This is a genomic window from Helicobacter labacensis (genome assembly GCF_003660285.1).
Taxonomy (GTDB): Bacteria; Campylobacterota; Campylobacteria; order Campylobacterales; family Helicobacteraceae; genus Helicobacter; species Helicobacter labacensis.
Window position 1 is genome coordinate 1 of record NZ_QXQQ01000027.1, and the last position, 22,681, is coordinate 22,681.

The 22,681-nt window shown below is 41.1% G+C and carries 14 protein-coding genes and 3 pseudogenes; 9 read left to right on the top strand and 8 right to left on the bottom strand.

The window, feature by feature from the left end; all coding sequences use genetic code 11:
- Nucleotides 1-758: 758 nt before the first annotated feature.
- The 3 genes from EAO33_RS07440 to EAO33_RS07450 all read right to left on the bottom strand — a co-directional run bounded on the left by EAO33_RS07440 (nt 759) and on the right by EAO33_RS07450 (nt 7,022).
- Nucleotides 759-3,713 carry a restriction endonuclease subunit S gene (locus EAO33_RS07440; protein ID WP_162982250.1) on the bottom strand — a complete coding sequence of 985 codons (2,955 nt, stop codon included), beginning with the start codon at nt 3,711-3,713 and terminating at the stop codon, nt 759-761.
- A gap of 70 nt (nt 3,714-3,783) precedes the next feature.
- Nucleotides 3,784-4,503 (bottom strand): hypothetical protein, encoded by a 720-nt coding sequence (locus EAO33_RS07445; RefSeq protein WP_235853128.1) that lies wholly within the window; start codon nt 4,501-4,503, stop codon nt 3,784-3,786.
- A complete protein-coding gene (locus tag EAO33_RS07450) occupies nt 4,500-7,022 on the bottom strand; it encodes an N-6 DNA methylase (RefSeq protein WP_120946134.1) in 2,523 nt (840 codons plus the stop codon). The genes EAO33_RS07445 and EAO33_RS07450 overlap by 4 nt, the downstream gene beginning before the upstream one ends.
- 668 nt (nt 7,023-7,690) lie before the next feature.
- Between EAO33_RS07450 and EAO33_RS07460 the strand changes: the two genes are divergently transcribed.
- Together EAO33_RS07460 and EAO33_RS09250 are read left to right on the top strand one after the other, a co-directional pair.
- Nucleotides 7,691-8,194 carry a type II toxin-antitoxin system death-on-curing family toxin gene (locus EAO33_RS07460; protein ID WP_328590022.1) on the top strand — a complete coding sequence of 168 codons (504 nt, stop codon included), beginning with the start codon at nt 7,691-7,693 and terminating at the stop codon, nt 8,192-8,194.
- Nucleotides 8,191-8,277, top strand: a pseudogene (locus EAO33_RS09250) (RNA-guided endonuclease InsQ/TnpB family protein); the annotation flags it as partial. The gene EAO33_RS07460 and the pseudogene EAO33_RS09250, both read left to right, overlap by 4 nt.
- 230 nt (nt 8,278-8,507) lie before the next feature.
- On the opposite strand, the gene EAO33_RS07470 reads toward EAO33_RS09250, so the two are convergent.
- Together EAO33_RS07470 and EAO33_RS07475 are read right to left on the bottom strand one after the other, a co-directional pair.
- Entirely contained in the window at nt 8,508-9,722 is a 1,215-nt protein-coding gene (locus EAO33_RS07470) for a hypothetical protein (protein WP_235853129.1), read from the bottom strand.
- A gap of 58 nt (nt 9,723-9,780) precedes the next feature.
- On the bottom strand, nt 9,781-12,186 hold the full coding sequence (locus EAO33_RS07475; protein WP_120946137.1) for an AAA family ATPase: 2,406 nt from the start codon (nt 12,184-12,186) through the stop codon (nt 9,781-9,783).
- Between the two features lie 169 nt (nt 12,187-12,355).
- On the opposite strand from EAO33_RS07475, the gene EAO33_RS07480 reads away from it, so the two are divergent.
- Nucleotides 12,356-13,258, top strand: a complete 903-nt coding sequence (locus EAO33_RS07480; RefSeq protein WP_120946145.1) for a hypothetical protein — start codon at nt 12,356-12,358, stop codon at nt 13,256-13,258.
- A 20-nt stretch (nt 13,259-13,278) separates the two neighbouring features.
- Here EAO33_RS07480 and EAO33_RS09770 read toward each other — a convergent pair whose 3' ends face one another.
- Entirely contained in the window at nt 13,279-13,404 is a 126-nt protein-coding gene (locus tag EAO33_RS09770; protein WP_268877477.1) for a hypothetical protein, read from the bottom strand.
- 312 nt (nt 13,405-13,716) lie between these two features.
- Here EAO33_RS09770 and EAO33_RS07485 point away from each other — a divergent pair, with 312 nt between their 5' ends.
- Complete coding sequence (locus EAO33_RS07485; protein ID WP_120946138.1) at nt 13,717-14,436, top strand: hypothetical protein; 720 nt, start codon at nt 13,717-13,719, stop codon at nt 14,434-14,436.
- 570 nt (nt 14,437-15,006) lie between these two features.
- On the opposite strand, the pseudogene EAO33_RS09940 reads toward EAO33_RS07485, so the two are convergent.
- Nucleotides 15,007-15,401: pseudogene (locus tag EAO33_RS09940) on the bottom strand (type ISP restriction/modification enzyme).
- A 286-nt stretch (nt 15,402-15,687) separates the two neighbouring features.
- Nucleotides 15,688-18,108: an AAA family ATPase gene (locus EAO33_RS07495; RefSeq protein WP_120946140.1), complete on the bottom strand. Its 2,421-nt coding sequence runs from the start codon at nt 18,106-18,108 to the stop codon at nt 15,688-15,690.
- A gap of 754 nt (nt 18,109-18,862) precedes the next feature.
- Between EAO33_RS07495 and EAO33_RS07505 the strand changes: the two genes are divergently transcribed.
- The 5 genes and pseudogenes from EAO33_RS07505 to EAO33_RS09580 all read left to right on the top strand — a co-directional run bounded on the left by EAO33_RS07505 (nt 18,863) and on the right by EAO33_RS09580 (nt 22,213).
- Nucleotides 18,863-19,510: a hypothetical protein gene (locus EAO33_RS07505; protein ID WP_120946142.1), complete on the top strand. Its 648-nt coding sequence runs from the start codon at nt 18,863-18,865 to the stop codon at nt 19,508-19,510.
- Nucleotides 19,503-20,120, top strand: a pseudogene (locus EAO33_RS07510) (IS200/IS605 family accessory protein TnpB-related protein); the annotation flags it as partial. The gene EAO33_RS07505 and the pseudogene EAO33_RS07510, both read left to right, overlap by 8 nt.
- Nucleotides 20,121-20,401: 281 nt before the next feature.
- On the top strand, nt 20,402-21,079 hold the full coding sequence (locus EAO33_RS07515) for a DUF2779 domain-containing protein (RefSeq protein WP_162982252.1): 678 nt from the start codon (nt 20,402-20,404) through the stop codon (nt 21,077-21,079).
- An 88-nt stretch (nt 21,080-21,167) separates the two neighbouring features.
- Entirely contained in the window at nt 21,168-21,938 is a 771-nt protein-coding gene (locus tag EAO33_RS09575) for a histidine kinase (RefSeq protein ID WP_235853131.1), read from the top strand.
- A 35-nt stretch (nt 21,939-21,973) separates the two neighbouring features.
- On the top strand, nt 21,974-22,213 hold the full coding sequence (locus EAO33_RS09580; RefSeq protein WP_235853132.1) for a PBECR3 domain-containing polyvalent protein: 240 nt from the start codon (nt 21,974-21,976) through the stop codon (nt 22,211-22,213).
- Nucleotides 22,214-22,681 lie beyond the last annotated feature (468 nt).

A 22,681-nucleotide genomic window follows, 5' to 3' on the forward strand; every position in this document is an offset into this window, starting at 1 on the left:
AGGTTAAAAACCTGCGCATGCATGCATGCGCGCGCATGGCGCGGGCGCGCATAATGCGCGGGACTCGCGCGCGCATGCGCGAGCTTTGCTTAAAAAAAACGAGAAATTTTGCTAGATCGTGGTGAATCGCTAGGTAAGCCAAGCTTGCGCTTGGCATTCATATTGCTATTGGGGGCAAGCCCCCAAACCCCCAAGAGAGGGCTTTTGAAGTGAGGAGAAAGAGTAGATAGCAGGATGGATGATTCAAGAGTTTTTGAGAGAAACGCGGTTTGTGAAAAGGGGGGTAGAGCAGATATAGCGTTTAAAAGCCCGTACAACGCTTTGGAGAGGTGAAGGAGTGTTAGGGTATGGGTTAGTGGTATTGTTGCGATTGTAGAGCCTTCTAGGGGGATAAAAAGGGCATTCAAGTGAATGCGGAAAGATGACAAAAACGATCTACGCCTAGAAATCGCTCAAAAAATGGCTTTTTTGGGTCTTGCATTGAGAGTTTTTGGAGCTTTGAGAAGTAGATGGGATTGTTTGTTTTAGAGTGCTTGGAGTTTTTGGGTAAAAGTGCCTGTTTTTGTCTTTATCAGGCAAAGTGAAACAAAGCACTAAATCAAATATAGCGTTTAGAGCGATTTTAAGGGGTCATGGAGCGCAAGGTTAGGGGTTGGGACCAAACATGGGTTTGGGGGTTGGAAGCGATTGTAGGGGCTTTTAGGAGGTTTTTTGTAAGCGTATTGAGATGAGCGGGAAAATGGGCAAAGATAACAAACTCATTTACTAACCAATGCCTGTTCTATCTCCAATTTGGCTTGTTCTAATTGTTGTTCAGCTTGCCGGCGTAAATCAAAGCTTGTTTGTAGCTTTTGAGCGATGCGCTCTTGGGTGCTGAAAGGCAAAAGCGGGATGAGCAAATGCGCGATCTTTGCCACGCTCAAATGGGCAATGATTGAACCTATGCTCTCTCTTTGGGTTTGTAGTTGTGTGCTTTGGTGGTTTAAGACTAGGGCGAGATAGTGGGGGTTGATTTGGCTCTTGTCCTTGATAGCAAGGCGTAAAATCGCGCCACTTAAGACTACTTCTAAAGTGTGTGGCACGCAATAGGCGATGCCAATTGTGCCATCCTTGCTAAATAAGACCTCGTCTTTTTGGGGATACAAAGATTCTAGCTCTAGGCTAGGGCTTAAGAATACCTCCGCTGGGCTCATCCCAAAAGGGCTAAGATTGCCCACCCGCACGAAGGGCACGCCCGCGCTTTTGTAAGCCCCACTGCCCGGCTCAATGGATTTTTTAATTTCTACCAGTTCGTGCAAGCGCGCATGGGGGCGGGCTTGTAGGCGGGCTTGGTTGGCTGCGTATTTTTCTTGATAATACTCCGCGTCCAGCCGTTTGCTATCCCTCAAGCTTTGTTGTAAGGTTTTAATGCTGTAGTTTTTGGGAGTAAAGAGAGTCTTAGCCAAAACTTTTTGGGCGCGTTGATAGGCTTCTTTAGCTTGTTTTAAAAGGGCTTTGATGTGGCTTAGATCAGAGGGCTCACCCCCCCCCCCCCCTGTCAGGGCGCGCTCAGTTTGGAGTTTGGCTTGATCTAATTGGGTTTTAGCTTCTTGGCGGAGCTTAAAACTTCTTTGCAAATGCGTAGCGATTTGCTCTTGGGTGCTTAGGGGGATTTTGGGGATTAGCATATTTTGTATATCTGCATACGAAATATTGGTTTGCACGCCTCCCGTACCTATATGCTCAAATTGTAATCTCCCCATTGCTGAATTAAGATAAAGTGCTAAAACTTCAGGGATAAAATCTTTTACCTTGATTTTTAAAATCCTTTGATTAAGCATAGCCTCGATCTCAACAAGCACAACACAGGCTAAGCCCACGCTTCCAGACATTGAGATGAGCAGATCTCCCTTGCTAAGTTTGTCTTTAGGGCTCAAGTTTTTGGTATAGCTTGGCAAATAGACCACATTATGGGATTCTAGAGTGTCCCTTTTGATGTTGTTGATGCGAATCAGCATTAAAGAATCGGGCTGTCTTTGTTCTAGATAGTCCTCACTCTTAAAGGCAAAGCCACTAGAATATTCACGCACTAAATCCTTTAGGCGGATAACACCATTGGCATAGCCCTTTAAATGTGTTTCGAGCTTTTCATACTTTTCTTGGTAATACTCCGCATCCAAACGCCCGCTAGCCCTCAAGCTTTGTTGTAAGGTTTTAATGCTGTAGTTCTTTTGGTTTAAAAGTAGGGTTTCTAAGAGCAGCCACTGCGCATAACGCCATAGGTGGCGCGCACGCTTGAGATGGGCTTTTAGGGTGCTAAAGACCGCCCTTTGGCTCAATTTTGCGATCTCTCTCTCTCTCTCTCTCTCTCTCTCTCTGCTTAAAGCCTCTTCTGTGTTGTTTTTGGCTTGCATGAGTAGGGTTTTGGCTGTTTGGCGGTGATCTAGGCTCTCTTGGACACATTGGGCGATGCGCTCTTGGAGGGGTGCTGGGATTTTAGGGAGCAATACGCTTTGTAAGGCACTCTTAGAGATAGCGCATAGGATTGTCCCGCTGGCAAATTTGGCTAAGTAGGTTTGAAATAGCGGGGATTTAAAAAGGCTCAAAAGGGTTTCGGGGTTAAAACGCTTTGAGCGCAAGACAAAAAAGCCTGTAGAAACCACGCAAGGGCTTAAATGTGGTGGGACAAGGGCGCAAGCACTCAAGCTCCCCTCTATACTAGAGAGCAAGACATCGCTACTTTGGGCTAATCGTCTTGCCCTTGTGGGGAGGTGTGCGCCTAGTGCTTCTGTGAAAGTTGTGATATTGCCATAATTGCCGATGTGGGCGAGTTCGATATAGCGGTATCTTGTGTTGGGTTGGGGTTCAAAGGGGGTATCGCAAATTTCGCTAGCCTCAAGGGTGCAAACCCCGCCTTTGTAATTTTTAATCAAGTCCTCTATTTGGGCGTATCTGTGTTGGTAAAACTCCGCATCCAGCCGTCCGGTGGTTAAAAAGCTCTCTTTCAAGCTTTTGATTTGGTGTTCTTTTGGTGGAGCTGGGGGTAGTGTGCCTAATTCTTGCTCCAATAGCTCTTGTGCCTCTTTGTAAAGGCTTTTGCTCTGCTCTAGGGCGTGGTGGGCACTTTGCACCAAGTGGGCAATGTGTTCTTGAAAGGGGAGGGGGAGAAGGGGGATAAGAAAGTTATTAAAATCTCTCGGGTAAATCTCAATCTGCCCTGAAGTGCCACTATAATAGCGATTGATTTGAAACTGCCCAAAACTTGTTTGTAAAAATACCATTAAAAAACTTGGCAATAGTTTGCTCTTATCCCTTACGACCAAAACATTAATGTGGTTATCAATGCTAAAGTCAAAATCTAAAAGATTAATAAAAACTCTGCCTAGAGTGCCAACACCTGTTGAATTGATAAGCACGGCTTCCTTTGGCACTATTGCGCCATACCCTGTTCTTGCATTCTCATAGTTAATACTCTCGTTTCTAACATGTTGGCTATTTATGATTTTTAGCGTACTATTTACATCATATGTTGGCTGTGGATAGCGGGCATTGAATGAAACAAGATTGCGTAGGTATTCACTTGGAATGGCATTTAGTCTTTCTTTTACATTCACATACTCCCTCTTAAAATACTCCGCATCCATGCGCTTGGTGGGGTTGTCGTGTAAAACTTCGCTTAACTTTAAAACGCTGATCTCCAAATGGGGGTATTTTTGGGTTAGGGGGTTTGGCATCCAAGCATCCTTAAAACTGGCATTGGGGACTTGACATTTTAACATCAAAGTGTTAAGATGTCGGTCATTTCTAGGTGGATCCTTTTCCACCACTGGCATAACCCACAAGTTCAGGCGCAAAGCTCCTCAACAAATCATCTAAGAATATTGGAATTTTATCCGGGTGCAAAGCCACATAAAGTTCTTGATCGCCCTTGTAGTTTGTGATTTTAGTGCTCAATCTAGGGTCGCCTTTTGGAGTGTATTTGTAAAGATTTTCAAAGTGAAACGCGCGGTTTCTTAGATTGCGCAAAAGTTGCAAAAGAATTTTGGCTTTTTGGTGATGTCTCAAGTCTTTCGTGTCATTGAAACGATTCTTATTTGCATGGTAATATCTTTTAAAATCTAGGGCATTTAAAAAACTTGGATTGAAAATTTTGTCATAGATTTTAAAATACTCCACCACTTTTAGCCAAAAGCCCATGCTTTGTTTAGAAGTAAGAGTTGTTGGGGTTACATGGCTTATATCGCCCGTTGTTTTAAGGGTAATTTCAATGCCAGGATAAATCTCTGATTGTATAAAACTTGTTCGCTCACCACTAATTTTAATACTTGGGGGCAGGTCTTGCCACCAATCCCCCACTTGCTCTAAAAGCACAGAGTCGATTTGATTGCGGATCACCACTGCTAAAATGCCGATTTTGTGGCTTATAAGCCCTATGAGCGCAAAATTAGCTTCGTGTTCTGCTAGGCTGGTATAGCCTCTTAAACGCGGAATTGAAAAAAGCTTCTCTTGGGTGCTTTGTGTCATCTCCAAAAACTCAAACCTTCGCTTTTGGCAAAATCAATGAAGGCTTCAGCGATGCCATCTTGGGTTAGCCCCTCGTGGTTAAATAGGTCGTGTTTGACAATCAAATGCCCGTGTTTGTCTAAAAGGGGGCGACTTTCTTGGGTGGCACTTTGGATGGTGGCTTGGTGTTGTTGCTCGGGCTTGAGTTTTTTATACTCTTTGCTACTGATCTTGCGCCCCTCAAATTCTATGAAGTTAGCCACCTCTATGTTGGTGTAGGTAGTATAAAAGTTCTCTGGGCTTAACTCCTCTGTGGTGGTCTGCCCTTCTGTGGTTCTCTGGATTTTTACAAACTCTTGTTTGACATAGATTTTATCTCCGGAGTTGTCCTTGCTAGGCTCTTGCATGGTGGCAAAAAAGATATTGTAGTCTTCTTGGTAGGGGCATAAGACATTATCCCATTTTTGCACGAATAACACGCTGGTTTTTGTGCCTGTGTGGGGCTTAAAGACATTAGGATGTAAGCCTACTACTGCTAAAATGCGCCCATGATCGGCGATAAATTCACGAATATTTTGAGCCGTGAGATTATTAAAAATTCCTTGGGGCAGGACAATCGCCATCCGCCCTCCGGGTTTAAGCAAGTTCAAATTGCGCTCAATGAAAAGAATTTGTCGTTCAACGATCTTTTGTTCAGTGATGGTGATTTGTTGGTAACCATTGGGGGTTTTGATGAGATAGTTTGGGTGCTCTAACATTTCTAGGTATGTAGGGGTTTTTTCAAAAATATGCCCTTGTTCAATGGCTTCTTGAATGATTTTTTCTTGTTTTACATCTTTTGTGGTAGGGGACACATTTTGATTGACCCTGCGTTTTTTATACCCTGCCTTAGTTTCTACAAGATCCTCTCGCTTTTCTTGATCCTCATGTGTTGCTGTGATGTCTTTGAGGGTGATTGTCTGTCTTAGTGTGTAGTGTTTTAGTATTTCATTCTGCTTAATCTCACCACTAAAAGGGGGATTTGCCATCACAAGATCAAATTCAAAGTATTTGTAACTGCGCTTATGGTCGTCCTTGTCTTGCTCGTCTAGGGGGAGCTTTTTCTCTAGGTTTTCAAAGTTCTTGTTAAAGGCTTTGGTGGCTCTATCAATGTCCTTTTGGGCATGCCATTTGGTAAAATCTAGGGAGTTGAGCTTAAAGACATTGCTATGCCCGTCCCCGGCAATGAGATTGAGCATTTTAGAGATGCGTGTGGTGCGGGGGTCAAAGTCGATGGCAAAAACATGGTCTCTAACATAGTCAGTCGCTTCGGGGATTTTTTCTTCTGCTGTAAACATTTCGCTTTCGGGCAAGTTTTGTGCTTTATAAATTTGTTGCCACACATAAAAGCAAGTGTGGATGGGAAAGCCACAGCTCCCACTGGCTGGGTCGATCATGCTCTCATTGGGTTTGGGGTTTAGCATTCTCACGCACATATCGATCACATAGCGGGGGGTGAAAAACTGCCCCTTGTCGCCTTTAGACTCCTTGTTGGCAAGGTATTCAAAGGCATCGTCTATCACTTCTAGGTTTGAGTTGAAAAACTTGCATTTTTGCAAGCTCCCCACACAGATTTCCAAGTGATCGGGGGTTAGAGCAATCTTGCTATCTTTAGCAAAAATCCCCTGCCATTCTTCTTTAGCTTTTGTGAAAAGTTCTTGTAAGCGTTGGTTTAGACTCTTATTGTCCTCATCTCTTAGGGCAAACTCTAAGGAGCGCATACTTTGATAAGTCTTTAAAAGTTGTGCTTGGCTTGCTCCTTGTTTTTCTAGGTCTTGGTATTCTTTGATTTTTTTCTTGTCGTAGCGGTAGGCTTGCAATTCATCATAAAGCTTGGCAAAAATGAGTTTAAAGACTTCCTCAAAGGCGTTTTCTCCACTATTGGCAAGGACATCATCTTCAATCAATAAAATTTTGTCTTTCAAACTCACCCGATTGCTTTGCAAAATATCTTGTTTTTGCAAGTCCATATAGGTAAAACGCTCACTAAAAACATCTTTAATGTCTTGATCGACACTAGGCAAATCTAAAATTTCTGTACATGTATTGGGCTCTTTGCGTTTCCAAACCATCAAAGTGTTGCCATTGCACCACACACACAAGGGCGCGCCTGTGAAGTGGGCATAGCTTTGAGCTTGTTTAACTCCATTTTGGTGTTGTGGGCTTTTGAGTTCTATTACAATGTATTCTCGTTGCTTGGATTCATCTAGGACTGCAATATCGATGCGTTTGCTGGCATCAGACCCTAAATTAACTCCACGCTCCACATCGATACGCTCTAAAGGATAACCATATTCTGTGGTGAGTTTATCGATAAAGAGTTGGCGGATCACCTCTTCTGGTTTTAGCGACACTTTTTTATTGCGTACTAAACATGACACTTGGTAGGCGATGTTACCTTTTTTGTCGGTTGTGGCAATGAGGTGGCTTTCAAGAGCTTGGATCGCCCGATTGGAAAAACACTTCAGTTTAGATGTATCAAGGATTTGGTCTAGACGCATGGGATACCTACTTGTTGTATAGGACTAATCAAAAAATGGGCAAGATGCATTAAAACTCCTTGACTTGCAACACGGAGCAAACTTATAATTTTTGCGATATTTTGGCATTTTTTGGTTGAAAGGTTGCAATTCTAACATAAGTTGCATTGCTATTTGGTTATCTCTCTCATGTTTGGATTTGTGTATATTTGTTAATAAGCTTTGTAGGATTTCTAGGCTTAACACTTACCTATACCATCGCCTAATCTTTTACCCTTAGTCTCTGAGGTTTGGTTTGCCACTTGGTTTGTTTTGGAGGTATCTTTGCTGTCTTTCTTAGACTTTCTACCCCTTGGTTTTTTGGGTTCTTGGGTTTTCACCCCTAAGCCTTGCTCTGTGGTGTTTGTGGGCTTTGTTCTTGTGGTTAATTGGGACAACTTGTTTAATCTGTGTAGTCTCTTGTTCCACTTGCTCTTTTTGCGCTATTTTTGCGTGTGTGGCTGTTGTAACCTCAAAAAACTTCTACATCGTGATATAATTGCCGAAATATTTTGGAGATGAATATATGCCAAATTCAAAACATACACAAGTCGAAATGAAACAGCCATTACATGAAAACCAAATAGAAATAAGTGAAGAAAAGCGCGCGAAAATTGTGCAAGAAGCTCGCGCAGCATACCGCAAAAGACTTGAAAACCCAAATATTTTGGCGGTCTATAAAAGATTGGCAGACAAATAACTTGATTTACATCAATATTGATGAAGCCATTGATATGCACGATGAGATATTGGAATTAACCGGAGGATTGAAAGGAATAAATCCCGTTAGCATAGGTTATTTAGAAAGTGCACTAGAGCACATTAAAAACGATGATTATTACCCAACATTCGAGAGCAAAATAGCACACCTTTTCTTTTCATGTGTTAAATCTCATCCTTTTCCAGACGGCAATAAAAGAACGGCTATTCGTCTTTGTATGCATCTGTTTTTGATTAATGAAAAAGAATTTGCAGATGATTTAGAGGAAAAATTAGAAAAAGTTGTATTGGATGTTGCGGAAAATAAAATTTCAAAGGATGAGTTAAAGATTATCTTTGAAAATTTTTCGGTAAGGGCGAAACAAGAATATGAGGATAAAAATACACAAAACACAACATTTCCACATAACATAACTGCTCATAAGCAACTATGAAACAAAAGAGTAGCTTGAATAAGTCTATTCTCAATACCTCATTCTACCAAATTACTGAATTCTTAGAATACAAACAACAGCACACTTGGCTTTCTTGAGTCATTGCCTTACTAGCTTTTTGGTATTTTGGAGTGAGTTTAGAGAATGGCTCTTGCGATTACTTTTCTTAGTCTAAAGAGGAGCAAGAAAAAACCAAGAAAGCCCTTTTAGAATACTCTCCCATCATTATTAGGTTTTCAAATCAGAGAAGCGATTCTAACCTAGAAAAAATAAAAATTTGGCGCGGATATAAAAGCTATAGTTTTTCCTAACCCTATTTTTCTAATGCCTCACAGACCACCCTTTTAGCATCCTTTGCCCTTTGGCGCACCACTTCACTACACGCCTTGGTTAAACCACGGCTTGGGCGGTATTTAGGGTGTGGGGTAAAGGTAAAATCTTGGAGTTTGTCGCATAAATCCAAACTCTTAGGCGTGGCGTGCATTTCAACAAGTCTATCAAAGCGGTAGCCAAAGTAACTTTTGAAATAATAGGGTTGGAAGTAATGTAAATGGTAATACCTATCAATCCCCCATCGCCTGAGAAAGTTAAAAAGCGCCCGCCCATTGTCAAAAATAGGAGCGGATTCTATGAGTTCATTTGTATCGTTATTAACCAGCATGCCGAAATTACCCAAATGGCGGTCTATGTTGCCAATAATGGCATCAAAAAGCATTAAATCACTAAAGGCTTGCTTACCCATCACCGCCTCTATGGCTTCCCTCATCTTTCCATAATCAAAATCCAATCCTCTCTTTGTCAACACTTCATAAGGTAAACACTCCCAAATGGCTAAAAAGCCCACTTCTTGGCTTGTAAAAAGCGGGCAAGTGCTAAGCCTTTCACGCCTCCCCCACTCCCCAATCCCTTTTTCTAAACCATAAACCACACAATCTAAACCCATAACTTGAGCCACTTGTGGCATGTAATATTCACACAAAGGCTCTCTAGCTGTAACAAAGCGATATATATCATCATCGCCCGCCCCCTTAACCAGCTCAATGCCTTTTGGTGTTCGTTGCCACCACTTTCTAAGCATACCATCGGTAGTGGGTTCAGGGCTTAGGATTTGCCCTTGTGTTTGCCCCCTACCCCCACCAAAAGCGACTCTTTGCAAAATGGGATTAAACTCATTTTCAAAAAGATTGACATTAGCCCATGCATAAAGGTGTGCTTTGTTAGTAGGCACCACCCAAAAGCTATCTTTTAAAGATAGGGCTAAGGTTGTGTTGAGATAGGCTAAAGGATTTTTTTCATCAGCCTCTAAGCCTCCCTCTAGAGCGTTTAAGATTGAAAAAGCAAAACAGCGGTTATCAGGGACTTTACGCCTGTATAGCCACCTTAAAAGGTGCTTTTCATTTGCGCCATTGATGCGGATATAATAGGGCAGTAGGGTTTCATTGAGCACTTTAAAGTGTAGGTCTTTGCCCTCGTTTGAAACTTCAAACTCTAAGACATCGCGATCTTTGTTTTTGAGGGTGTAGTGCATAGAATAACCTCCTTTTCTCATTTTATGGAAAAAGTGTTAATTTTGAACCCCACAAATATTAACCCTTTTTCTTAGGCGCATTTAATGGAATTTTCTTGGGCTCTTTTTTGTTTGTTATGGTTTCTGCCGTGATAACACACTTGTAACCCCGCCACTTTTCCATGTCAAATCTCAGCAGGTGAATCACTCTGTTTAAAAGAGTTTTAATGGCACGCATGCCCGTGCCCTCTTGCATGGCTTTCTCGATCAACAATTCTTTAGCCCCCTCATCAATTTCTAAGACACTGCCATGCTCTCTAAAGTGGTCTTGGGAGGGTTTTAACTCTTGTGGAATGGCATCAGAGAGCATTTTATGATCGACAGGCTCTAACACCACAACATTACCAATACGCCCGATAAACTCTCTAAACAACCCACAACGCTGTAAATCCTGATTACTCACTTCTTGCAAAGTTGTACTGGGCGGTGTAGGCTTAGTGTTTGTAAAGCCAATGGAGTTTTTAGGCTGTGTTGTTGTGTTTAAGCTCGTGTAAAGGTCCTTAAAATGCCCCGCAAAGATGAACAAAATTTCATCAGTTTTAAGCGTGATGTCTTGTTTATCGTAAGTGAAAGTAACTGCGTGCTCTTCTATGGGCTTTAGCAATTCGGTTTGCACCAAAGATTTAAATTGCTCGTTAGTTACTTCCATGCCCAATTTATCCACTTCATCTAAGAAGATCACCCCTTTTTGGGCTTTTTCTATGTCTTTGCCTGCACTCACATACAGCCCAACAAAGATGCTTATCAATTCCTCACCTTTCCACCCCGTAGGGGTTAAGTTAGAAGCATCCGCAATGAAATAGGGGATGTCTAGCTTTTTTAACAGCATGGTGGTCATGAAAGTCTTGCCGCTGCCCGAGGGTCCAATTAAAAGCATATTGGTTTTGGGCATGCGAGGTTGCCCCATAAAACTAGCATAATGATCGCTCATCGTGACACAAAGTGCCTTCTTAGCCTCTTCTTGACCGCTCACGCCCTCTAAGTATCGATAAAGTGTTTTGGGTGTGTAGAGGGGTTCTGAGGGGTTTATATCCTCTTCTGACGCCCTAGAAAATCTTTCTTGATCCTGTAGGTAAGCCTCGCTGCATCTGTACTCCATCCATTCATCCAACTCATCCCACTCTCCTTGAGTCGTTTCTAGTATTGAGGATACTTGCTCGCTTTGTGTGGAGAGGCTGTCTTTATTAATCCCAGGGTTGTCCAACATAAGCAAAGCGCGTATCTCGTATATGGGGGTGGGCTTTTGGTTTAAAGAGATAGCAAGGGGGAAGAAGTTGGGAACTTTTTCCACTTGCCATGCCTCTTTTTGCGCTAAGACACGCAAAGGAAGCTCTAAATTGCTCAACAAGTTATGCACACAAGACCAAAATACATCAGGCTTGGAGTTTTCTTCAAGCTTGGCTAATAACGCGTCTTGTCCTTTGTGGAGTTTTTCATATAGAACTTCTAGAGTGCTTGCAAATTCTCTTTTCTTAAAGAGATCCTTTAAGCGCGCGCAAGCCCATAGCTTAAACACAATGGGGAAATAATAGCCGTGTTTCTTTTGAGAAGTTAGCACGCTTGCAAAGGAGATGTGGGCATCTTTTAAAGCCCTCTCTAGTCTTGGCATGTGTGCAAATTCTAAAAATCCACAATCTCTTTCTAGCCACAAGCGCATGAGTCTTTTTTCTTTGTGCGATGGTATACAATCCAGTGGGTTTTTGCATAAAACATCAACCAAATGACCCAAATCGGCTCTATTGTTCTTTTCTTCTTGCGTGATGAATTTGTAGAAGTGATCGAGGGATTGTTTTGGCAATGCAGGATTTTTTGCATGGCTGGGCGTGATGGCAAACACCAAATCTTCGTCCACACAATAAGGTTCTAATTGGCAAAAAGCCTTTGGCAACTTAAAGTTATGATCTTTGAAAGTCCCCAACAAATCCCGCTTAAAAGCTTCAAAGGGGATTTTGAAATCGCCAAATAACCCCCCATAGCCCCCTTTTAAATACTGCTGAACGACATAATCACAAATTTGCTCAGAAAATAAGAAACATCTGCGTATAAATTCTCCAATTTGGACAGAGTTTTCAAAGAGCTGTTTGGGTTCTATGCTTTGGCGTTCTTTACAGATTTTAGGGAAAAAGTAAAACTCTCCGCAATCTTGTGCGATTTGGCTAAAGTCAATCCTAGCGATCCACGCCTCTCTTTCTCTTTGTTCGTCCTCTGTGGGGAAACTCCAAGCGTCCTTACCTGTTTTTCTGCCTTGTTTTTTTGATTTGGTTTTTTCATGGGCTTGGCGTTTTTCTTCAAAGGGCTTGACATAACTTTTAGGCAAAAAGCCATAGTTTTTAAAAATACTTTTACTGATACTCTTTTCTGATTCAGAAAGCACACCTTTTAGGATAAGAAACTCTTTTAAGTCGTAGTAACCCACTTCTTGCATCGTTATCCTTTCAGTTTTTTTTAAATTCATGAGCATGTTAAAACACTCTAGTTTACATAAAGCTTAAAGAGTATAAACAACTATATATTTTCACAGACTAAGCGCGAGACTTGATTTTTATTAGATTTTTATGTATAAACATTTTTTAAATTTCTTAAAAAGGTTGATTTTGTCAGAATCTCCAAACCATAACAATAACCTACAACAAAAACCTGCCTTGTCTGTCATTGTGTGTAGAGGGCGCAATAAAAACTACCCCGAAGAGTTAAAAGTGGATGTGAATCATCGTTTCGATCTTTTCACACCTCCGCCTCCCAAAAGATACCCGCTAGGCTTGTTTAATGAAAAAAGTTTAAAGCGTTTTGAAAAGCTTTATCAAAAAGCAAATGTGCGCAAAGCCTGCAGACAAAAAAGAGCCAGAGGGTTTTCTCCTCTAAGAGACAACACGCTTTTGAAAATGGTCTTCAATGTCTATGAGCACACCACCCATAGCCAAATCGTCCGCCTTATAGGCAAGATTGCCCGCTCTACGGGTTTTGCTCTTTTAGAATACACCCAAATCACACCTATTGCTTATGAAGTGTGGTTTTTCACTTTGGATTTGAAGAATGGCAAGCAATTAGCAAGGTATTCAGAGGCTTTAAGTAAAGAAAACCTGATGCGCTTTCAGAGCTTGATTTATAAAGTCTTAGACCCACAGACAGAAGTGCCTAAGCAAGGGATGTTTATCTCTCGCAATGAGTATCTAAACCTCATGCAAATCAAGCAAGAACACCAAGACTTGCAAAAAAAGCTCAAAGAGATTGAGAAAGACACAACTAAATTTGTAGATGCCCTTGAAAATTGGTTGTTTTACTGCACCATGTATCTTGAGCCAGATTTAGAGTATCTCTCTCGTTTTTGTGAAGAGGTGAACCCCTTTATGAAGAAGTATTTTGGGACTTTGATCGGGCTAAAAGAGTTTGGGGGGCAAGAGGCTGTGGGTTATTCTAATTTAAGCGCGTATGAGTTGGAGCGGATTAAGAAAGAGAAAAGGGGGTTTGGTGTGGCTAAAACACAGGCAACCAACTAAAAAACATTACACAAAATAGACTAGATTGCAAAAATCCTAGCACTAATGTATTCATCTGCGTTTTCTTTTCGCCCCATTTTTGCCACAGCAAAGCTATAAGCGATGTGGCGCTTAAGGGCTTCTTGTTTGTGTGTTTTTAAGCGCATGTTGTATTCTTTTCAGCTTTTCTCTTTTCTCTGCGTTCTTGCAAGAAAAAACAGTAATTTTTTCTCTTTAAAACGCCAAAATTTATTCTCAAATTCTTTTAGTCTAAAGGGTGGCGGGAGTGTTATATGGGGCTTTAAGGTCTTTGTTGTTTTCTCATTTCTAATCATATGTCCAGTATACCCTTATTTTAGTTTTACGGTTTTAATGGCATATCGTGAAAATATTTGTCTACACACAAAGATGTCTAAACGACCAAAAATTTTAAAACGCAGTGCCAAAAACCATATCCTTATAGTGGCACTTATGCTAAAATGCGCAACGATTGGGGGTTAGATTTTGTCTCCCCTTTTATTAAAAATGGAGATAAAAAGTGTGATGGACTTAAAAGCACTACTATCCGAGGGGCGTTTAGACTCCTACAATGGAGATTTACAAGCACACCTAGAAAATCTAAAGCTATAGGCAAATACACGCATAAAATCGCCCTTGTGGAAATTGCTCTGCGTAATTCTTTAAACTATTTACTCAGCATCAAAGATACGGATTGGATCAATAGCTCCACAGACCCCCGTGTGATCCAAATGCGCACAGAAACGCTTAAGGCGTGCCATGCAACCACTCTTAGCCACGATAGCTATCTCTCTAAAATGACTTTAGGCATGGTGATTCACATCATCAAACGGGAGGGTCTGTTTGCACGCATTCTTAATGCCGATAAAATCCAATTCAAACGCTACGACCCAAGCTACAAGTTAGAAAAAATCTTTATCAAGGGCAAGAAAAGCCACCTAAGCAACTACAACAAAGCCACCATTGCTTTAAGCTTATTCCACACCCTACGCAACCGCTGTTACCACTGGGAGAATATCACCAAAACAAGAACGGGCGAAAATGGCAAAATCTACCCACGATTGACGACAAAAATTCTAGGCATTTCTATAGGGGTATATCCAAACGAGATAGAAAGATTTTTAGACGACCTACTAGAAAGCTCCAGCAGAGAGTTATTGGATTATGCTAACCACCCTTAGCGAGTGGCTAGTTGGCGAGAGTCCGCCCTACGAATCATGCAGGGACTCTAGCACAAAACATCTAAAAATCCGCTTTAAAAGGGCTATTTAAAAAACGAGGCATTGCTACCAAACCCACCCATTCATCTATTTTTTCCTTGCCTATAATCGCATGTGCCGATCTGTTCAATCAAATCCACACTTTTAAAAGACAGCGTGATCACCCTAAGCAAAGTTTCAAAAATGTATTTACCCCCTTTAAAGTCATTGGGATCACTTACAGTGAACCGCCCCTCCCTAAAGGGAGGAGCTTCCTAACTAACAGAAACTAGCGTTTCTTAAGCTCGAAAGGCTTTGCTGTTTATAGTCCGCAAGGCTAGTTTCAGTTCCCAAAAGACTTACAGACCCATTAGCATGGGCGGAGACCAGCGAGTAACCCGTCATTATGCTAGTTTTTAATGGCTAGAATGAGCGTATCCAACTCTGCCATATCGGGTTTTTACTAATCTCACTTACCTATTGCAAAGGTAGCTTTTCTTTCCTTAGTGTGCACTTACATCTCCGCCCTAAAGGACGGAGTTTTACGCGCGTTCAGATAAAATCTCCATTGGCATCCTTGGCTTTTTTAGATTCTTTGACTCTTTGGGCTCTCATGTAGAGTTTGATCGCCGATTCACCACATAACGAGTATTCCCAAGCCTTGCTGGGGATATTGTCAATGCTAAGGTGCTCATTGTAAATGAGGCGGTTCGTGCCTTTTTCAAGTTGCATTTAGCCACGCGATGTGCATCGGGGGCGTTTGCTAAATCGCTCTCATAGAGAATGCGTAATTCTTGGTTGATCTCTAAACTCTCATAGTTTAGATGTAATTGCGCTAACTCTTTGCCTAAAGTGCTCATCTTTTTAAAATCCTTTGCCAGTAGCACGCGAGGGGATTCTTTGGCTAAAAAGTTGCGGTAAGTTTCTTTAGAGCCCTCGTGGTGCAAGATGGCATAGATAGTGGCATAGATACAAGAAAAGACAAGATGCGCCAGTTTGGATTCAAAAGTAGGGTAGTAAATGTCTCTCGGATATTGTATAAAGCACTCTGTAAAGGATTTGATTTAAAGGGTATTTGGAATCTACCACCACATTTCCTTTTAATACCAAAGGTCGCTAGAAAACACCATCTATAGGGTAGTCGCATAAAATTCTAAACTATGCCATTGTATTCATTAATTGCGAGCATTAATCAGCCAAAATTTGCTGGCTGCATATTTAAAATATGCAAATTCAAATATGCTCACTATCCAACTCCTCCCCATACCAATCCATCTCTTCTATTTTCGTCCCTTCAGCTACTAAATGAGGTCTGCCCGTTACAAGTGTGTCACTCGTGATGACACATTGATGCCCCACAAACTTTTGTTCTTGCAAGTCAGACATAACTAGGAGCAATCTGTCTGTTAGCACAAGCCCAATGGCTCTCATGCCTGTTCCCTCTTGCATAGTTTGATCGATAATCATCTTTTTAGCTTTGGGAGTAAAAACAAGACAGCTACCATATCTCAAAAACTCTTTTTCATACTCAGTAATTGCCCGATCAAAGGCACTCTCTAACATCTTTGTATCCACATTCTCTAACACGATGCGCACAGGAATACGCCCTATAAGTTCTCTAATCAATCCACAGCGCATTAAATCAGCGCTCTTGACTTCTTGAAGAGCACTGGGCTCTTGTGGTTTAATAATGGGCGGTTTCTTGATAAACCCTATAGTGTCTTGTTCTTCTTGACTGTCTTGATTATCCTTATTATGATAGAGATTTGCAAAATGTCCTGCCAAGATAAACAAAATTTTTGAAGTATCTATAGACATCTTTAGCTCTTTAGTCTTTCCATCTTCTTGCTGATTGTAGGTAAAGGTAATATTATGACCCTCTATGATTTTAAGCAATTGTGTCTGCACGCTCATTTTAAATGAATCATCATCGTTTATTTTTATTCCCAACTTATCTACTTCATCTAAGAATACCACGCCCTTTTGGGCTTTCTCAATTTCTTGCCCAGCATTTTGATAAAGATCAGCAAACATGTTAAGAATGTCTGTACCACGGTAGCCTTCTGGTGTAAAATGCGAAGCATCCATAATGCAATAAGGGATACCCAAATGTTTTAAAAGTGTCGTTGTCATAAAGGTCTTGCCTGAACCAGAAGGACCTATCAACAGTGTATTTGTCTTGGGCATAGCATTCTCATCACCCATAAAGTGCTTATAGTGGTTGGCAATGACCATGCAAAGCATTTTCTTAGCCTTTTCTTGCCCGCTCACATACTGATCCAAATAGACTCTAAGCCCTTTAGCAGAACGATCATTGGGATCTACATTGACAACAGTCTTGATCTCTTTTTTAAAAGTAGCTGTTTTGGAGAAATTGGGAATTGTAACATTTTTTTTGCTTGGTAAAACCTCTGTTTTTAATGGATCTCTTGTTAAAGCGCATTGTAAGGCATTTAGCAGGGATTCAAAAGTCTTTCGGTTACTTTGCAAGTCAGATGCCCTAGTATGTCCTCTAAACTCTATGTCTAGTCCATTAGCCTGCTGATCGCTCAAAAAAGTTTGCAAGTCAAAAAAACGCGCGCGGCAAGAGATAGTAAAACAATCATCGTTTGTCACTTGATACACAAGAGCCACATTAGCTCTATGGCGATCAAGCAAGCGGTAAGCCAAGAGTCCTAGAAAGCCCAAAGGTAAAGTGGCATTACCGGCTACAACTAACCCGTCTGCATACTCTGTAGCACGGAGATCGGCAAGTAATTTTCTGTTTAAATCAAGTCGCTTTCTGTTGTAGTCATTAAGAATGCTAAGGCTAGCCTCACACTTGGGATTAAGACAATAGTAGAGAGCATAGTAATGACTGTGGTTATATTCATTTTGATCCAGCTTTAGACCACTCAAACGCCCAGAACTATTAATCACATTAATAAAGTGAAACCCATACTGATAACTTAGATTTTCCCATGTGTTTTTGCCTGTGCCGATCAGTTGTTTGATAGCCATGTGTTTAGGATTAAGCAGTCTCTCGTAATAAGGGCGGTTACAATCATCTAGGGGAATATAACTACTCAATAACCCTACACTTGCTAACTCTAAAGCATCTTCACAATCCTCCAATTCTAGCATTTCCTTAAAAAAGTGGTAAGACACTAAAGAACCGCTATAACTATGGATATCCGCCTTTTCAGGATTATACTGGTAAGCCCGTGTCTTTGTAGGTGTGTGATTGTCTGCGATAATGATGTTCCCAAAAAATTTAAAATATTTTTGCAAGATGCTCTCTTTTGCCACAGCTAAGCCGATACTCACTAACAAGGGTTTCAAGTTGCCATGTTTTTGTAGAATATTTTTGTAGCTTATCTTAGGATACTCTAGGGAATTTTGGGGAGAACTAAATTCACATGCCATCAAACAAGACTCGTTATTGACAATCTCATCTAAAGCTACTAAGCTCAAACCATACCCATGCGTATTACGATTAGGACTATAAACATAAACTCTGCTTTCTATACCTGATTTTTTCAAAAGAGTTACTACACTGCTAGCCCCCATTAGTCCATCGCAATCATAATCACAAAACAACACAAACGGGTGTGTGTGAATTTTCTGTCTAAATTCTTTAAGCTGTTTAGCGTTGGGATTGTAAGGATAAAGCATCAATACATCCTTATAGAGGTAGTAAGATTTTGTAGAAACTATACTACCAAATTGCAGTAACTCAACGCCTTGCTCTTGGCTCTCAATATCCTATAAATTGCTTTATCTCATTCCAAGCACGAAGCAAGCCACATATTTGAAGAAAGGTTTAAAACTCGCTTGTTTAGAAATCAAATCAAGTAACACTTTAAAAACGGCATTGTTCGCCTAAAAGAGGAATGTCTGGAGCGTTGGAATGAGCTATTCGAGAGCAAGAGAAAAAGAGGGATGGAAGTTATCATAACACCTTATAATCTCCAAATTTGTGCAATTTCTATCTAATCCTTTTGGAACATTTATAGCACAATTAGCCAAAATAAACTCCAAAGTAGCTCAGGAATTAGAGTTTAAAGCAGGCAATACTTTAAACGACTTTACTCGCCTAAAAGAGGAGTTGCCTAAAGTGTTTGAGCAGGCTATTTAAGAGCAGGAGAAGAAAGGGAGCGGAGGGTATCACAGATAGCGGTATTGTTTAAAAATCTTATTAGAACACTAGAGATTACCAAAATACGGGATTTTAAAAAAACCTTTTTGTTAAAAAATAGTATTTGAGAAATTTAGAAAGTCTATCTAACCATCATTATGTGCGACCAAGCTATTTTGACAATGCCTATCCAGAGTTGTATAAGCCTATTAATCTTAAAATTCCACCAGCCTTAGTTACGAAAGAGCCTGTTATGTTAAATTTTCACAATATCTTAAAAAAAGGAATGCTGTGATTCTCTCTAAAATCCAGTTTTTAAATGGCTTACAATGTCCTAAAATATTGTGGTTAGAAGAACACAAATCTGAAGTGCTTAGTGCGCCAAATGTGGAAGAGAAGAGAATTTTGCGCCAAAACATGGAAGTGCGTATGGCAGCACGGAACTTGTTTGTAAGTGGAAAAGAAGTGGTATCAGAACAAGACAAAAATGCACAAGTGCTTCACACGCAAAAGCTAATACAGCAGGGGGAGAGCGTGCTTTATGAAGCCACCTTTAAGTATCAAAATTTATTAGCGCATGTGGATATTTTAGAGATTATGCGCAATGAGAGTGGCACCATTGTGGGTATGGTGATCCATGGGATAACAAAGCATACAAGTATCTGTGCGCAAAACGGGCATCCTGCCCTTAAAACATATTTATGGGATTTGGCAGTGCAATTTTATGTGCTGGCAGGTTTGGGCTACTCTATTCACGATGTGTGCTTGATCTGTTTAAATGAAAACTACATGCGATGTGGAGCGTTGGATTTCACACAACTTTTTTTAAAAAGCCATTGGCTAGATGCCATAACGCAATTGCAGACAAAAATCCCCCAACTTCTAGAAGAAATGTCTAAGGTAATAGCAAGCCCTACAGAACCTAAAATAGATATATAATCAAACTAGACCTTTTATTATCAAGGGCGGAGGTGTTAAGTCGCTCAATCAGTGGTTTAACAAACTCAAAGCGCATTACCAAGCTAAAGCTAAATTGTCCAATAAGCGGTTTTGGACTAAAAGACTAGGTAGGTTAGCCTTGTGGAGGGACTGCAAACTTAATAACTTTATGCACAAGGCTAGTCATTATGTGGTGGCGCATTGTTTGAAAAATGGCATTACCACGATTGTCGTTGGCAATAATGACGGGTGGAAGCAAAAGCTCAATTTAGGTAAAAGGGTGAATCAAAACTTTACGAGCGTCCCTCACGAGTCATTTATTGACAAACTAGCCTATAAGTGCGCTTTAGCGGGCATTACACTCCACACCACAGAAGAGAACTATACCAGTAAATGCGACCACCTTGCTAATGAGTCTATGCAACATCACGAGCAATATTTAGGCAAACGAGTTAAACGAGGTCTTTTTAAATCTAGCACGGGTAAGTTTTTAAATGCCGATGTTAATGGTGCTATTGGCATCTTAAGAAAAGTATTCCCTGATGTAGTGCAAACTCTAAGGGATAGCGGAGTAGTGTTCACTCCTGTAAAAATTTCGTTGGCGTTCTGATGGACACGATGAGAAAATTTACGAAAAATAACTTAAATATCCTTAAATGGATTGAATGGTTTTTTGAACATCCACACAAGTGTCGTGCTAGAACATATTGCTGGGAAAAACAAAGGAAGATCGTAGGGTCTGAACATATTTTTGCAATCCCACAGATCTCTTTTAAAACGGCCATGCCTTTGTATCAAAAAGGGAAGGTCTTTTTTAGCAATTTGAGCAAAAAAGATATAGCGGTGTTTAATTGGCGACAACAAATGCAAATTAGGTGCGCTTGGAGAAATGTGCCTTACATTAATCGGAGCAGAATTAGGTCTTTTTTAAGAAAATTACATTATCCCATCTACCATTTGGATTTTGAAACTTTCCAACAGGTGATCCCTAAATTTGATGGGGTGCGCCCCTGTATGAGAATCCCTTTTCAATACTCCATCCACATTGACTTTGGCAATGGGAAGTTAGCACACAAAGAGTTTTTAGCAGATTGTGGTATAGATGGGCGTTTGGCTTTGGCACAGAGTCTTGTAAGTGTGATTCCACCTAATGCGTGTGTCTTGGCTTACAATGCTAGCTTTGAAAGAGATAGACTCACCGAGCTAGCTGAGTTATTTGCTCAATCACACAAAACCTTAAGTACTACGCTGTTAAAAATTTGCAACAATGTTAGAGATTTAATGATCCCCTTTCAGTGTGGACACTACTACACCCCACAAATGCATGGGAGGTTTTCTATCAAAAAAGTCTTACCAGCCTTAGTGCCAACATTTCAAAACGCCTACGAGAAATTAGAATTGATCCGCGATGGTGCAGATGCTGCAACTTCTTATGAGCAAATGCCCTATATGCCAAAAGAGGAGCAAGAGCGAGTCAAAAAAGCCCTTTTGGAGTATTGCAAGCTTGATACTTTGGCGATGGTGAAAATCTTAAGAGTACTGAAAAGAAAATGCCGTGATTTACCATAGGAGAATTTAGACTAAAAGTCATAAAAGTAAGACATAGGTTAGAACCCCTTCTGCGCAGTTGTCCGACCAAGCGCAGCTTAACAAGGGCATGGGATACTCTAGCCCTAAAGGTGAGACAAAGGATAGCACAACCCCGCTTAAAGACACTTCTAAGCCCAATGCCAAAAAGGCGCAGAAACAAATAAAAGCCCTTGAAAGTGAGTTTATCGGCAACATCGTCCACGATTACACTCCACTGCGTGGCGCAAGTAACCAAAGCCTCATCGCCAAACTTAAAGATTATATCGGTGATGAGGACTTTATCCGTAACCTCTCTAAGGAAACACTTGTGAACATAGAACCCGGGCTAGCAAGAGCAAACGATTATCTCATGTACGAACAAGTTGCCAAAATGGAGGAGATGATCCAAAAGATAGAAAAGTTAGATTCACAAGCGGTTAGCCCGGGTATGCGTGCAAGTTTGGCACACATGCAGAAACTCAAGACCCAACAAGAAAAAGAGCTTTTAGAAATTAAAGACTTGTATGAAAAGCTCATTGCCAAGTGGGAGAAAGCGCATGGGCAAAAGGCTAATGCGGTGTTCCCAGCTAAGTATACGCCTAAGCAGGGCGCGCAGACCAAAGCCCAGAAACAAGAGCCCAAGCCCAGCAGTGCAGGAGCAAAACCCCCGCTTAAAAAAGATTTGCCCACCAAGACAAAGTTAACACAGGATTTAAGCCCACAGGAGATTAAAAGTCATATTGAAGGGTGGGACTTGCAAAACCCTAACCCCAAAAATAAAGCTGTGATCGCTAAAGTAGAGGGCAAGGAGCTAGAGCAATTAAGCCAAGAATTTAAGTTTAAGGCAATTACACGCTAGCTAGACAGATTGACGCGCAACATATAGCGCACGCGATGAATCGGCATGGGGATTTAAAGGTAGAGACTTCGCGTAACCAAATCCCCATCACGCTAGAGGACATCGCTAACTACCCTAATATGGCTAAGAGCGCAGATGTGCGCGAAGTGGTGGGCAAAAAGATTAAGTATAAAAAGCAGATTGACGGGCATTATGTGGTGATTGAAGAGGTTTTAACGGCGCAAAATAAGCTAAGGTTCATAACAATGTGGAAAAGTCGTGGAAACTTAAAATAGTGGGCAAAACCTTACGACCCTCCGAACGCCTTCCTCAGATACGACCCTAGACCGAACTCTAAGGCGAGGGTTATAAGGGGTTTCACCTTACCACAACGCTTTTAAAAACAACTTAAAAGCGCACACGCTTAAACCCCCTACCTTGAGCCCCAACCCTTAAGCTTTTAACCCTTTTTTTGCTTTTGCAAATACACTACAATGGCAAAAAGGAGAGTAGATGTTAGAACCCTATCTTAACCAAGTCTTCCACGCCGATGCGCTTTAGGAGGCTTTAGGAGGCTTTAGGAGGCTTTAGGAGGCTTTAGGAGGCTTTAGGAGGCTTTAGGAGGCTTTAGGAGGCTTTAGAGGACTTAGAGTGTGTTTGTGCGCTTTAAAGGAGTTAGGGGGGGGTTAGGGGGCTTTAGAGTGTATTTGTGGGCTTTAGGGAGTGTTAGAGTGTATTTGTGCGCTTTAGGAGGAGTTAGGGGG